The following is a 13,817-nucleotide window of genomic DNA, read 5'->3' as shown; positions in this document are numbered from 1 at the left end:
CCTCGCTCAATTGCCGCGCAGCAGTTTCAGCAGCGCGAGGTCATTGGCGCTCAGGCCGCCCGGTGCGGCTGGAACGCGTTGGGCAGCATTCGAGATAACGGGTAGTTGCCCCGCGCCGCGTAGCGCATTCAGATAGACCGGCTGCGGAGCTTCGGCCGCCGCCTGCATCTGCCTCAGGGTCAGCGGTGCGGCCGTCGGCGCGGCGGCCGCTGCGCCCGGTACAACGGGCGAGACTGGAGGAACAGAAGCGGCCGGCGGCGACGATGGCACGGCCGAGGCCGTGTCATCTGCATAGCCGAACGGATTCGAAGCGTTACCCGTCATGCTGGCGCCAGGAGCACCAGCACCGCCGCCGCCCGTGATCGCATTCATGCCGGACGTACCCGTACCAGCGGGCGCCCCGGCCGGCTGGCCCTGCAACTGCCCCAAGACCTGATTGATGCGCTGTAGGGTCTTCGCCTGTTCGACAGGGTTGCCCTTCTGCGATGTGTAGAGACGCTGCAACGATGTCAGTTGGGCCTGCAAGACCCGGACGTTGCCCGCACCACTGCTGCCGCTATCCCCGTATCGCATCGCATCGTATCGATCGCGCTGCGCGAGCTGATCGCGTCGCCATTGATCCTGCGCCGCCATGCTGTCGAGGTTGCCGTAGTAGGCGGCCGCCGGGTCGACGTTGCCGCTGAAGGCCACGGTCGCCGGGATCTGACCGCTGCGCGAAAACGGAGTGGAGCGGTTCCCATTGGCGTCGGTGTACACGAGGTTTCCGTTCGCGTCGGAGCTCGCCGTGATCCCATAGCCGAGGTCTTGCAGTCCTTGGGTCGTCATTCCAGCGCCGAGCGTGCCGCCGAGCGCGCCACCCAGATTGGCCTGCATCTGACCCGCGGCGCGCTGCTGCTCGAGTGCAGCATTCGTGAGGTACGGATTCGCCGCGACCTGTTCAGGCGGCAAATTCGAGAACACATATCGGGCGATGTCGGCCGGGTTCGTCATGCCCTGCTGCGCCGCTTGCGCGCGGAGTTTCTGGATTGACTGCTCCGCGACCAGCTTGTCGAGGTTGACGCCCGACTGCTGCGCGTTGAACGACGCATTGTTCACGCCGTGCTGCACCATGTCGTTGTAGCCAGTGTTCAGCGTGTCGTACCTGATCGAGTTCGCCGTCGCGTTCGCGTCGGACGCTGTCATCTTCTCGGGCATCTGATAGTCGGCGAGGTACCGGTCGCGCATCTTGTTTGCGGCGCTCAAACCAGACGTCAGCGAATCGTCGCGCACCTTGTTGAAACCGCCCGCGAAGTCGGCGATGCCGTAGTAACCCATTGCGTTTTACCTCAAGCGAAAGTCGACGATGGACCGAGGGTATTTGCGTCCCAAAGCGTGCCGCTGTTCGACGCGCCGAACCCATAGCCGAGCCCGCCGGGCCCCATGAGACCGGCGCCGCCAAATCCGACCGCCGACGAGAAAGAACTAGAGCCGCCGATGCTTGAACTGGTGCGGCCGCCCTGTGCCGAGCCGAACCCCGTCGGCGCGCCGACCATCGACAGACCGGCACCCATCAGGCCACCAAGGCTCGACAGGATCGCGCCATAGAACTGGTTGCGCGCCGCGAGCTCGATGTCTGTACCTCGCTGGAACCCCTGCGCAGCCGCGTTCATTTCGGTGACGGACGAAGCCTGTATGTTTCGCCCGATATTGAAGAGCTGGATCTTGCGATTGAAGAACTTGTCGCGGCGCGACTCCTGCCGCTCCTCGAGGAAGCGCCGCACGCGCTCTTTCGCTTCGCCGCCGGCGCGCGCTTCGTCGATGGATAGCTGTCGATCGATCGCGATCACCGATCCGATGCAGTAACGGTTGCGGCGCCGCTGCGCCTGTGCGCGTGCAATGCCGAACTGGCGCCGGATATCAACGATCGCGCGGTTCGCTTCCTGTTCGATCGGCTCGAGGTACTCCGGCCGCGCACACTCTGCGTCGATGGTTGCATCTTCACAAGCCGCGAAGTGGGCGCTGTAGCGCTCATACTCGCGCTCGGCAATCTGTTGCTGACGGTCTGCAATTTCGTATTGCTTTTCTGCTGCGTCCTTGGCCGCCTCGAGCGCGTTGTTCGCCAGCAAGGTTTGTGCGGCCGCATATGCGGCTTGCGCGACGATCCACGCGTCACGCCAATTCTCTTGTTGCTTTTGCCACTCTTCGAGGTTCTTTTGCTGTTGCTCGCGCAAAGCCTTGTCGCTTTCCAGCGCCTTTTCGGCCCACACGTCAGCGTTCGCCTGATTTTGCGACCAAACCTTGTCCAACGCCGAGAAATAAGCGCTGCTGGCTGGGCTCTCCATATCCCCCCAGTTCGTGATGAACGTGTCGCTCATGACCGCACCGTCTTGGCCAACACGATTGCGGCGCGTGCATAGCCTCGTTCAGCCGCGGCCGGCATGCCGTTGTCGACAGATTCATCGCCTACGACAAGGTATTCGACGACATCTGCCTTGTTCGATTTGGCCCACGCCTCCAGAGCGTCGAGTAACGTACCTCGCGACTGCTGGGTCCGCACGGATGGACGAAGGTACGAAAACACCTCTCGGGCGACACGTCGGCCGACGAACACGTCATCCTCCACCTTCGCGGCCATGAATCCCGCGACCGAATCGTCTACTACCAGAGCTGCGAAATAGCGGTGCGAAGCACCGCCAACCGCAACGCTCGAAATCCCTTGCGCCACCAGCAACGCGTTCACATTACCGCCCCCTGCCTCTGCGGCCGCGTCGGGAAGCAACTGCAGCACCTGTTGGACATGCCCGAATGACAGATCCTGTTGGGCGTATATCTTCATGTCGATTCGATTCCAGAAGAGTATTGAAGGTCACGTTGCAAGTTCGCGCACGCTGCTCGCAAACTTGATTTCGCGTACACGCTCGACGCCCGAAACCTCGACAGCGAAATCCACACCGCGCCGGTTTGGTGGAAGCCTGAAGGGTTGAGAGCGCCTGACGGGTCGATCGAGCGCGAGCCGTTCGTCGGCCACGAACTTGAACTGGACGCCGAATGGCGCGATCTTCGATCGCGCGTACGCGTCGAGCGTCACCAGCGCAGCCGAAAAATTCATCTGTCCGGGCGTGGCCGTGGTCCTGCTGAGCCATCGGTAAGGGATGTATTCGGCACCCGCGTCCCACTCGTGCACGATGTTTCCGAACGCGAGATACAACTTTCCGTCCCGCCCGGTATGTGCAGCGTTCGGCGTCAACGTGAGCGGCATCAGATCGTTGTTTTGCAGTCCGTCGTTTTCGATGCCGTCGCGGATGTCGAACAGAAACCCTGCGCAGTTCGTGAACCCCGCGTATTGCCCTTCGACGGTCGCAGCAATCATCGTATGGGGCAGCAGCGCCTGCCAGTCGTCCGACGCATACCACGGGCCCGTGACCATGCTCATGCGGTGGCCCGACAGATACATGAGACCGCCCAGCGTCGCGTACATCGCACCGTCGGGTGCCTGCACGGCGCTCTTGCGCGAGACGATCGGCGCGGCCTTTGGAAAGCGGAACACCTTCCGGCAACATTGGCCGTCCGGACATTCTTCGGTGATCGCGTACGGGTGGCCGTCGGTCATCGCGTACAGAATCCCGTTCTGCCATTTCATTGCGCGCACGTTATCGTCGAGCACGAGCAGATAGTCGACGGGCCACGCCTGCGGCTGATACGGCTCGCAGAACCAGACCTGATTGCCGATCGAACCGGCAAGTACGCCGTTCTCGAGCTGCGTAATGTTTTCGAGGCCGTCAGGCGGCGGCGTGTACTGCTCCGACACAAGCGGCTCGCCGAGCTCGTCAGTGTTCGCCGCGTCGACGTATTGCTGCGCGACCGGCGCAAGGTCTGTGACAAACAGGTAGACCGTCGTGGTCTGCTGGGCGGGCTGCGTGCCGTCGATGAACTGCGACGCGACGCGATACAGGCGGATGGCGGCGATGTCCCAATCAGCGGGCGGTGCTGGAATGTCCACCGCGGCGGCGGCGCCTTCGTGCATGTCGAGCAGTTCATTGCTCGGCAACGATGGCGCGCCCTCCTCGCCGAAGCTGTTCACGTACGTGTAGACGTAGAGCCTGCTGCTAGTGATCCTGTCGGGCAGCGCGGCGTCGAGCGCCGTTGCGACCGGTGCGATATCGGGCAGCGGCAGACCGACACGACGCCACACGAACGGATCGTCGCCGTCGGGCATTTCCGCGACGACCGGATACGACTCAACACCGGTCACATAGACGCGCTCGCACGTCGGTAGCCACTCGGCCACCTCGACGCATGGATCCGCCCACGTGAGCCAGCGGCACCCGAAACGGTGCATGGTGCGCACACAGGACGCGTCCGACGTGTAGACGGGCGCCGGTCGACGAAACGGCTCGAGCACCCCGTGCCACAGCTTCACGTTCTCGGCTTCGGCCGCCATGTTCTCGCGCAGCAGCGCGGACGCGTAGCGCGGCACCACGCCGCCGAAGCGATTGATCTTGACGGCTGGCATGGTCAAGCGCTTCCACCGTTACAGCAGCCACCGCCTGTGAACACGATGTTGGTTCCTGAGACGATCGACGTGATGTAACCATCGCGCACGACGATCGTCGCGTTCACATATTCGCCGTCCGGGACCTGGGTCACGAGCGGCTTCGATGAAATCTCGCCGCGCTCGTCCTGCGTATATTCCGCATTGCCCGCGCGCCACGTAGCGCCCGCGTGCGCCGGTACGTCCACCGTGACGCTGCAGTCGGCCTGCGTGACCTCGACACGATCGGAGCCCGGCAGCACTTCGCAGACGGCCGGTTGCACCCCACCGAAGCCCTGCGTGATGAAGTCGGCCAGATTCATCGGCGTCCAGGCAAACGAGACGCACGAGCCGGCCGTATGGCTTGCCGCTTCTGTGCCCTCGATATTGCGTTCGATCATCACGGCGCCGGCGATAAGTCCGGTCACTTTGACGATCTCGAAGCGGTGCGCGCCTCCGACAATCAGCCGCGTGTAGTCGCCGGCGCCGGACAGCGCCGCGGCGATGCGCGCGATATCGTTGTCATGGAGCGGCAGAACGAGTGCGTCAGCAGTCAGCCGGCCGCGCAGCGTGGCCGAGAAGCCCAGCATTGGTCGAAACATTTAGCAGCCTCGGGGAACGTCGTAGGGTGGGACGTAAATTTCGATAACGGGCGAGCAATCGCGCGCGCCACTACCACAGTTGAGAAATCCGCAACCGGCAGGCGAACCGTCGAAAACGTCGCAGTCCGCCGTGCGTTCGATGTTCTCCGCGCCGGTCACATGGCAGTCGTCGCGCAGCTCGACGACGAGCTCGCCGCACGTCGATCCGGATACAGAGAAGCGAGCCTTGTAGAAGCCCGGCGCCGCGCAGAACAGCCGCCGGTCCCACTCGAACACCATGCGGCCGTTGTCGTCGCGCTCGGCCGCCGCGTAGCGGATCGGTTCGACGTCGACCCCGATGCGGTGCAACTCGAGGCGCACGCATTGGGGATCAGCTGCGCACGGGCTCGACGCAGCAAAGCTGAAGGCAGTTCTGGCCACAGTCCGATCGAGCCGGACGATTGAAGGACGTCGCATGTGGACCTCAGACAAAGCGCGGGGCGAGTGCTACTGTCGTGGCCGTCGTATCGCTCTTGAGCGCCTGCACACGGGCACGGGCAATGCGCTCGGCGAAGCTGAGACCGCGCGACGTCGCGAGCCGGGGATCGGTGAATTCGTAGCCCGGCAACTGGTAGATGCGCGCGAGCGCGCCATCTTCGATCGCGTTTTGCCAGTCGTCATACAGGACTGAATCGACCTCACACGCCGATTGCGTCGGCGTGACCACAAACCGGATCTCGATAGCGTCTGGCACGTCTTTCTGAGGCGATGCAGAAAGATGCACAAGGCCATCGCGAATGGTGTACCGGACGCCCCAATGGCCAAATTCGAGGTGGTCGCGCTTCGCCCGGTACGTGCTGGTCCCGACCCGCACCTCCGTTACACGCGCGATCTGCTCGCTGTCGTCGGGCCAGATCGGGTAATCGACGACATGCCGCTGCTGGTCGAGCGTCACCCGCCGGCGCAACGCATTGCTGCGTCGGCAGAATTCAATGCACGTCTGGCGGATGTACGCGATCGCCATCGTCTCGGGCAGACCTCGCGCGGCAGCCATCACGAAAGGCAGGAACGCATCCAGCGGTGTGCGCTCGATGAAGTTATCCATTCGATGCCCTCACTTCCTTGTCGTACTTGTCGTCGACCTTTTGCGACAGACCGATGAGGCTGTAGAAGCTGTTCTGGTGGGCTGTCGCGTTCGCGGTGCTGCTCTGGCTGTCCTGCTCTTTCGAATAGGCGCGGTAGAGCATCCATTCGATCGCCGCATTGTGGAAACGCTCAGGCATGGGAAGCGGATCCTTCGCCCCGGCGTGCGCGGGCACGGCGGTGAAATTGACCATGACAGCGACGTGCTCCCCGGCCGGCACCGGCGGATCGACGTAGAAGGCTGTCTGCTCTACCGGGTCGATCGAAAACGAACGCACCACATATGCGCCCGCGCGCGGGCCGCACGCGAGCGGCGCGAACCAGTTGGCAGCAATACGCGCGGCGGCGGCGTCTGTCTGTGTCGGCTGACCGATGACGCGGCCGAAGCTGTCGAGCGTGCCGTCGACGCGATAGAAGTGCGTCGCGCCGTCGGGCAGTTGCTGGCGCGCGCCCGGTCCGAGTTCGACTTTGCGCGACGTCGAGGCGAGATCGGGACGCAGCATCACGAACTGGAGCGCCGCGTCGTTCGCGTATTCGATCAGTTCGGGCTTCGTCCACTGCTGCATCTTGAACCCCGCCTCGGCGTCGCTCAGAAGCTGCGCGACCTCGAGGATCAGATCGCCAACGGTGCCGGACATTACGAGACCTTACGCGCGCGCCTGGTCGGCGCCGGCGGCGGGTCGCTCTCGGGCGCGTTCGACTGCGTCGCACCGTCGGCGACTGGTGCGTCAGTCGTGCCTGGTTCGCCGTCCGCGGTGCCCTCGCCCTGCTCACCCGAAGCGCCGCCGTCCATCGCACCACCCGCGCCGGTGAGCGCGTCAAGATGCGATTGCAGCGTGAGCACCTGTGCCTCGAGTGCCGCGCTGCGCTCGCGCTCGTCGAATAGCTCCTGCTCCAGCTCGACAACGCGCGCCTGATATTCCGCGCTGTTGTCGGGTTCCTGATCGGCCGGCAGTGTGAACAATACGCCGGACTTTATAGGCGCCGTGCCTGCGCCTCTGTCGTCGCGCAGACCGGACTGCAGCGTGTCGCGGCCGCCTGCGCCGGCGTCAGTCACGATAACGCCGACCTGTTCTTTGGGATTGCCTTGCGGCGTGAACGTCCGCGTCTCGCTGTCGTACTGGCCGGGGATAAGACCAGGCTGGAAGGCGAGCGCCGGATGCGCCGGATACACCACGCCGTGCGCGTCCTGATATGCAAACTGTTTCATGGGGAGCCCTGAAAAGAAGAAGGCCGCGGCGGTGTTCCGGCGCGGCCCTGGTTGCGATCCCTGCTACGTGCGGATCAGTTGCCGATCTGCGGCGTGATGACGATCGGCGACACCCAGAAGCGCAGATCGGTCGGCACGCTGGCCGGAAACGAGGTCAGCTCGATGTCCAGCAGCTCGACGTCCTTGACCCAGACAGGCGCATCCAGCATCGCCGCATTGGAATCGACCGTCGCCGCGCTGACCGTTTCCAGTGCGAGGCCGCCGAAGTGCGTCTTGATCGCGAACGTCACACCCTGCTCGGGGTTCTCGACGCCCCAGGCATAGCCGACCAGCAGCGAACCCGAACCGATCGCGCACGCGCCGATGATGTCACCCTGCGAAAGCGTGACGCCGTCATCGGCGAGGCGACGCAAGTACTGCTGCAGGCCAGCCTGTCGCCGCGTGTCCTTCTGGCTGAAGTCGAACAGTCGCGTATTCGAAAACATTGCCGGCGCGCGGTGGGCGGCCTGCGAGAGATGATCGCCACGGCGCAGCATCACCGACGGATACATCTCGTTGTTGGGGTTGCGGCTCGGGGCGCCGCCGTGCTGGAGTGCGTGATACATGGATTTGGCTCCTAAAGAGATGCGGGGTCGACCGGCGCACGCGAGCGCGCCGCCGGCGAGGCGATCACGAGAATGTGCAGTACAGCGCGGCGAGCGCGTCCTTCAGGAACGGCTTGTGACCGTAGACCCACAGGCCGCGGTAGTACTTCCCGAACGACTTCTCCATCGTGATGATTTCGTGGTCCTCGAGCTGCTGCGCGAAGCCCGTCGCCTTCTTGTGGCCTGCGACGATCCAGTACGCCGTCTTGCCGACAGCGAGGTCGGGCACCGTGGGAACCTGATCGGTGAAGTAGACGTTGAAGCCCATGATGACCAGCGGAAATTTGCCGTTCAGGATCGGGCTTTGCGCCATGCCGGTCAGGTACGCGGCCTTCAGGTCCGAGGACATCAACGCGTTGCGCGCCACGTTGGGCAGGATGACGAACATCTGCCCGTCCTCCCAGCGGCACGCCTCGCGCAGCACGACGTCCAGACGCGTCAGCACCTCGATGATGTTGGCCGCCGTGATCGGCACCGGATTGCCGATTTCACCCAGGTCCTGGCTCTGCGATTCCTTGCCGGCGTTCATGCCCTTGTTCGTCGGCGCGGTTTCGAACGCCATGCGCATCAGGACTTCCGGGTCCAGCAGGCGCTTCATGTTGTAGTCGGCGCGCTTCAGGAACGACTCGACCCACTTGTCGATGAAAGCAATCTGCTTTTCGTCGATGCGGTCGAGCTTGACGTTGTAGTACTTCGCCCGGTCGACCACCATCGTGATCGATTCGCTTTCCAGTTCCTGCGGGTTGAGGGTGCCGTTCTTCTGGTACTCCTCGATCGAGACTTCCGGCTCGATGAAGTACGTGATCTGGTCGCCCGATTTGTTCAGGTCGCCGGCGTAGTCCGTATCGGTGATGTCGCCGGCGACAAACGAGCAATACCCGCGGGCGATCAGGCGATCACCGAAGTGCGGCGTGATAAGCGCGTCGCTGTACTGCGAGTAACCTGCCGAAGATTTCATTTCCTACCTCATGTCTGTGAAACAAGGCCCGCTCTCTGGGCCTCGTTGAACGCTGTTTCGAACTGCATGAAGTCCTCTTTCGAGATCCGGCCGGTGCGCATGGCATCGACCTTTGCGCGGTAGTCGGATGCGCGAAACCTCGGCGCTTTCACGCCGGACGGATTCGCTGCAGTTCGGTCTGGTGTCGCGAATTGAGCAAGGCCGGTGGGCTGCTGCGTGGCCTGCGCCGTGGTCTGTTGCGCGGCATGCTCTGTCGTCTGCGCATCAGCAGCGGGCGCCGGGCGCGACTTTTTGAACTCGTCGAAAATGCCGACGATCGTCTCCATGTCGCGCGCCTTGTGCGCCGTTCTCAACGCCTCGGCCACGTTCATTCGCGTGTGTGGGATGGGCTTCTTCAGGAACTCCTGCCAGTCGGGCGCCGTAGTGATCGCCTCCATATCGCCGACGTGCCTGCTGACGTCTCGCACGAACTGCCCTTCCTCGGTCTGTCCGATGCGTTCCGTCACGGTGCCGGCCTGACTCTCGAGCGTCGCGATCTTCTTCAGCAGCGGCGCCGTCGCGCGAGCGATCAGCTTCTCGGCGACTGGCATAAAGTCGCCATACGTGTCCTGCTCTTCTTCACTCAGCTCGGGAACTTCAGGCTCAGTCGCAGTAGCGCTCGCCGTGGCGTCGCTCGCCGTCGTGCTACTGGCTGCCGCTCCTGTCCGCTTCAGCTCCGCAAGTTCCTGGCGTGTCTCCATCAGGAGATCGGTGAGGTGTGCGGTGCCGCGCGCGGCTTCCTTGGCTTCGGCAAGCTGATCTTTCAGGCGCTGGATATCGGCCTTATAGCGGCCTTCCATGCGTCGATAGTTGGCATCGGCGCCAGCATCTGCATTGGCTTCGACTGTGGTCGCGGTCGTCGCGGCCGCAGTACCGTCGCCGTCGTCCGTCGAGGTGGCGTGCGTTGTCGCGACCGCGGTGCCCGTCTCGATTGCAGACGGATCGCCCGTTTGCTCGGTCAGCGGGGCGTTGCCATTCAACGTTTCTGCGTTAGCTGCATCATTCGTCGGAGTGCCGGAAGTGGCCGCCTGGCCAGCCGTGGGGTCCGCTGCGATTGGTGCGCCGTCGGTTGCGTTGAATTTGCCCTTCAGGTGTCGGGGGAGTGCCATCGTTCAATCTCCGTGAGCCGCCATCGGGCGGAAGTCACAAACAAAAAGCCCGCGAGGGCCAAGCCAAATCGCGGGCGAAAAAAAACCGACGGGCATTGCTGCCGGTCGGTGCATTGGTGCGGAACTGATCCGCGTCTGTTACTGATTCGGTTTCAACATGGAAACCAGTTCGCCGAGGCATCGGGCCTCGCCCTGCAATCGGCGAATGCTGCTTTCGTCATCGGCGCGCACACATTGATCCTGTGCACGCGTCAGCCCCTCTCCAAGCCATGCGATGAAGGTTTCCCATGCCTGGCCGCGTCGCTGTAGCTGCTCGATCGCTTCGAGCTGGTGGGCGTTCGGCGCCCTCATCGGGAACCGGTGCCGCCACAGTTACACGACTTCGTCGGCATGCGTACACCGCTCGAATCGGTCGCGCTTCGCGCGGGCTTCGCCGGCGCGCGCGGAATCGTGTTCTTGACGGACTTCTGTACGACTTTCGGCGTCGGCGCCGATGCGGTAGCTTTCATGATGTTTTCCGGAGAGAAATGGTTTAAGGCTCGAACGGCAGCAAAGGAATTGGAGTAAAGCCGCTCACACCCGCACCGAGCTGGTTGATTGCCGTGGCAAGCTTGTTGAACTGCTCGCCGTTGATTGCGTCGTGCATATACGCGCCCGCAGCGACGCAGGCAAGCTGTCGGTTCTTCATCGCGGGAGTGACGCTTACACCGAGCAATGCAGAATCCGCCTGCGTGCGTCCAAACGAGATGGTGTCAGCGCGCGAAACCGCCGAGTAGGCTCCAATCGCGACGGCCCCTTCGGCGTCAGCACCACATACCGAGTTAAAACCCATTGCCGTGGAGTGAGCCACCCTGCTATTGCAATACGGGCCAACGGCTACAGCCCAGTTCGCAGCAACCGCGTTTCTTCCCGCAGCAAGCCCGATAGCCCCGGAGCTGGAGCCCCCTCCGATTGCAGTTGCGGCGCCGTCTGCATTTCCGCATATCGCAACAGCATAGGCTCCGGTCGTTGTTCCCATCATCGCGACGGACAGGAGCCCGCTGGTCGCATGGTCGGTGTGCGTGCCCATGATCGCAACACCGCGACCCGCCACAGAACCATTACCGATTGCGACGCCACCCAGGGCCGACACCGCGTTGGCGCCCACCGCAACACCACCGGCCCAAGGTGCATCCGGGGCCTGCGCACCGTTACCGATCGCGACCGAGCCATCAGACTCAGCGGCGGAATTCACGCCAGCAGAGACGGATGAATCGCCAGCTGCATGAGCCGCGTGGCCAATGCCAACTGAGCGGGTGCCACCTGCGAGAACGTCCGCCATTTTGCTGCCCGGCGTGACAATCGCGGGAATCCCTGCCATGGAAGCTCAGGATTACCCATAAGTCGCTCGCGACTGTGCGATTGAAGGGCGATGGCTTGTAAACGGTGACGACCGATGTTAACTTTGATCCGGTTCGTGATCTGTGATGTCGGGCATTGTCGGACACATCTGACCTTGATGATTGGGCAAATGAAGAGTTTGGCGCCGCCGAGCTCGGCGACGCTCGCCTGACCAGACGGCTCGTGACGCTGGCACGCAAGCTTTCGTTGGGCCCACATTGCTCTTTTCCGCAGTCGTTCAATGGTTCGGAGCTGAAGGCGGCATATCGTTTTTTCGACAACCCGCACGTGGATGTCGATGGCGTGCTGGGTGGGCACATCGGTCAAACGCTGTGTCGTATGCAACAGGTGCCAGTCGTCCTTGCTGTTCAGGACACCACCGAGTTCAATTTGTCTCATCTGCGGGCAACCGAAGGTCTGGGATATGGCTCCGATCCACATGTGCGTGGTTTCCTGATACACAGTCTGCTTGCGCTCACGCCAGAGGGGCTGCCACTCGGGGTGATCGGGATGAAGACCTGGATACGCAGGCACGAGGAGTTGGGCAAGAAACATCTGCGTGGGCAACGAACCGTACAACAGAAAGAGAGCGCGAAATGGCTCGAAGGCATCGAGCAACTGGGCGTACTCAAGACGCACTGTCCGTGCACGCATGTCATCGGCGTGAGCGACCGTGAAGGCGATGTCTATGACGTGTTCCTGGCGCAGCGGCCTGCCGGTGTCGACTGGTTGGTGCGCGCGTCGTGGAACCGACGCGTTGCTCACCCCGATCGATATTTGTGGGAAACCGTGCTGGCCTCGCCAGTGCTTGGAGAGGCGCAACTGCAGGTGCCTGCACGCGAAAACCGCCAGGCACGCACCGCACGGCTGGTTGTGCGCTGCATGCCCGTACGCCTTCGTCCGCCGCAAAATCGTCGTCGCGAGAAGCTTCCCGAAATTGAAGTGTTTGCAATTCATGCACAGGAAACGAACTTGGACGAAGGAGCAGAGCCATTGGAATGGCTTCTACTGACTTCGGTGCCTACGCAAACACACGCAGAGGCCCTCGAGCGTCTTGCATGGTATGCGCGCCGATGGACGATTGAATCGTGGCATCGTGTGCTTAAAAGTGGCTGTCGCATTGAAGCCCGCCAATTTGGCAATCTCGATCGATTCGTCCGCGCCACCGCATTGTTCGCCGTCGTAAGCTGGAGGATCCTGTACTCCATGTTGCTTGCCAGGCTTGATGGCAACCTGCCATGCGAAGTATTGCTGCAGCCAATCGAGTGGCGAGCCCTCTACTGTCGTACGCATGGCAGTACCGAAATACCTGATAAACCGCCGTCACTCGCGCAGGTCATCTTGTGGATCGCCAGACTCGGCGGATATCTCGCTCGAAAGCATGATCGTCCACCTGGTCCTACCGTCATCTGGCGTGGATTTCTTGTCCTGCACGAAATCACGATGATGTACCGAATATTCAGGCAAAACGAATAGCACCATCACATTACTTGTGGGTAATCCTGAGGCCATGGAAGGGGGGATTGTGTCCCCCGGTTCGAATCTATCGTGCCGGTCTTCGTAAAGGCCGACGGGGACGATCTCTGCCATGTCTGATCTACTCCGTGATGATGTGGCGGCTTATCAGAAGGACTTCAGGGGAACGGAACGAGTGTCAGACGCTGGTAGACGCGAATGACGCCGTTGTTCGCCGTAAAATTCACGTTGACAAGCATGGGGTTCAGAGTGAGCGACGAGCCTGGTGGCAACTGCGCCCGTGCGGAGTTGACAAGATAGATCCCCCAGGAAGGAACCGGTACATCGCTGTCGGGCTTGACGGCCAGTCGCCCCGTCGAACCTCCTATGAGGTTGAACAATGAAAGAACAGACCCGCTCAGGGTCGCTTCATAGTGACCCAGCGCACTTGCTATAACCGGCGACACACTGACATTCAGGAAGCAAAGGCAGACCTTATTCAGGAGCGCGTCCGGGATAAGCAGTTGAGTCGCGGCGATGTTCCACGCCAGCGGGCTACCGGCGCTCACCCATTCGGCCTGCGAAAGGTCATTGTTGTTGATGGCCATCGCATACGAGTCTGACTTCACGGCAGGGACGAACAGTCCGCCATCCGCTCCTAGCCGTAAGCTGTTACTCGACTCGGCAGACAGTTGAACAGCGCCGCCTGCCAATACATCGCCGGCAGCGAGAGGCCTGTGGTAATCGCCGTCCTGAACGACAGGGGGTTTCGTTGCCATGAAATACTC

16 protein-coding genes are annotated in these 13,817 nt (G+C 62.4%); 1 reads left to right on the top strand and 15 read right to left on the bottom strand.

What is annotated here, in order from left to right:
* Positions 1 to 6: 6 nt before the first annotated feature.
* The 14 genes from OKW41_RS29275 to OKW41_RS29210 all read right to left on the bottom strand — a co-directional run bounded on the left by OKW41_RS29275 (position 7) and on the right by OKW41_RS29210 (position 11,554).
* The gene (locus tag OKW41_RS29275; protein WP_429574793.1) at positions 7 to 1,314 is read right to left on the bottom strand and encodes a hypothetical protein; all 1,308 of its coding nucleotides are present in this window, start codon (positions 1,312 to 1,314) and stop codon (positions 7 to 9) included.
* Positions 1,315 to 1,325: 11 nt separating this feature from the next.
* A complete protein-coding gene (locus tag OKW41_RS29270) occupies positions 1,326 to 2,354 on the bottom strand; it encodes a hypothetical protein (protein ID WP_429574792.1) in 1,029 nt (342 codons plus the stop codon).
* Positions 2,351 to 2,758, bottom strand: coding sequence for a hypothetical protein (locus OKW41_RS29265; protein ID WP_429574791.1), 408 nt, complete (start codon positions 2,756 to 2,758; stop codon positions 2,351 to 2,353). Before OKW41_RS29265 ends, OKW41_RS29270 begins: the two co-directional genes overlap by 4 nt.
* Positions 2,759 to 2,845: 87 nt before the next feature.
* Complete coding sequence (locus OKW41_RS29260) at positions 2,846 to 4,492, bottom strand: hypothetical protein (protein ID WP_429574790.1); 1,647 nt, start codon at positions 4,490 to 4,492, stop codon at positions 2,846 to 2,848.
* 2 nt (positions 4,493 to 4,494) lie between these two features.
* Complete coding sequence (locus tag OKW41_RS29255; protein WP_429574789.1) at positions 4,495 to 5,112, bottom strand: hypothetical protein; 618 nt, start codon at positions 5,110 to 5,112, stop codon at positions 4,495 to 4,497.
* Positions 5,113 to 5,472: a hypothetical protein gene (locus OKW41_RS29250; protein ID WP_429574788.1), complete on the bottom strand. Its 360-nt coding sequence runs from the start codon at positions 5,470 to 5,472 to the stop codon at positions 5,113 to 5,115.
* Positions 5,473 to 5,575: 103 nt separating this feature from the next.
* Complete coding sequence (locus OKW41_RS29245) at positions 5,576 to 6,196, bottom strand: hypothetical protein (protein ID WP_429574787.1); 621 nt, start codon at positions 6,194 to 6,196, stop codon at positions 5,576 to 5,578.
* The gene (locus OKW41_RS29240; protein ID WP_429574786.1) at positions 6,189 to 6,872 is read right to left on the bottom strand and encodes a DUF6682 family protein; all 684 of its coding nucleotides are present in this window, start codon (positions 6,870 to 6,872) and stop codon (positions 6,189 to 6,191) included. The genes OKW41_RS29245 and OKW41_RS29240 overlap by 8 nt, the downstream gene beginning before the upstream one ends.
* Positions 6,872 to 7,444 (bottom strand): hypothetical protein, encoded by a 573-nt coding sequence (locus OKW41_RS29235; RefSeq protein ID WP_429574785.1) that lies wholly within the window; start codon positions 7,442 to 7,444, stop codon positions 6,872 to 6,874. The genes OKW41_RS29240 and OKW41_RS29235 overlap by 1 nt, the downstream gene beginning before the upstream one ends.
* A gap of 74 nt (positions 7,445 to 7,518) precedes the next feature.
* Positions 7,519 to 8,049, bottom strand: coding sequence for a hypothetical protein (locus OKW41_RS29230; RefSeq protein ID WP_429574784.1), 531 nt, complete (start codon positions 8,047 to 8,049; stop codon positions 7,519 to 7,521).
* A 64-nt stretch (positions 8,050 to 8,113) separates the two neighbouring features.
* A complete protein-coding gene (locus OKW41_RS29225) occupies positions 8,114 to 9,046 on the bottom strand; it encodes a hypothetical protein (protein ID WP_429574783.1) in 933 nt (310 codons plus the stop codon).
* An 8-nt stretch (positions 9,047 to 9,054) separates the two neighbouring features.
* On the bottom strand, positions 9,055 to 10,194 hold the full coding sequence (locus OKW41_RS29220; RefSeq protein WP_429574782.1) for a hypothetical protein: 1,140 nt from the start codon (positions 10,192 to 10,194) through the stop codon (positions 9,055 to 9,057).
* 347 nt (positions 10,195 to 10,541) lie between these two features.
* The gene (locus OKW41_RS29215) at positions 10,542 to 10,703 is read right to left on the bottom strand and encodes a hypothetical protein (protein ID WP_429574781.1); all 162 of its coding nucleotides are present in this window, start codon (positions 10,701 to 10,703) and stop codon (positions 10,542 to 10,544) included.
* Between the two features lie 23 nt (positions 10,704 to 10,726).
* Complete coding sequence (locus OKW41_RS29210; protein WP_429574780.1) at positions 10,727 to 11,554, bottom strand: hypothetical protein; 828 nt, start codon at positions 11,552 to 11,554, stop codon at positions 10,727 to 10,729.
* 116 nt (positions 11,555 to 11,670) lie between these two features.
* Here OKW41_RS29210 and OKW41_RS29205 point away from each other — a divergent pair, with 116 nt between their 5' ends.
* Positions 11,671 to 13,050 (top strand): IS4 family transposase, encoded by a 1,380-nt coding sequence (locus OKW41_RS29205; protein WP_429443705.1) that lies wholly within the window; start codon positions 11,671 to 11,673, stop codon positions 13,048 to 13,050.
* Between the two features lie 158 nt (positions 13,051 to 13,208).
* Here the strand turns inward: OKW41_RS29205 and OKW41_RS29200 are convergent, their stop codons facing one another.
* Complete coding sequence (locus tag OKW41_RS29200) at positions 13,209 to 13,808, bottom strand: hypothetical protein (protein ID WP_429574779.1); 600 nt, start codon at positions 13,806 to 13,808, stop codon at positions 13,209 to 13,211.
* Positions 13,809 to 13,817: the final 9 nt, after the last annotated feature.

It is taken from the genome of Paraburkholderia sp. UCT70 (assembly GCF_050434085.1).
In the GTDB taxonomy this organism is placed as follows: Bacteria; Pseudomonadota; Gammaproteobacteria; order Burkholderiales; family Burkholderiaceae; genus Paraburkholderia; species Paraburkholderia tuberum.
Note: the sequence above shows the minus strand (reverse complement) of the source record. Positions and strands in the feature narration are given on the sequence as shown.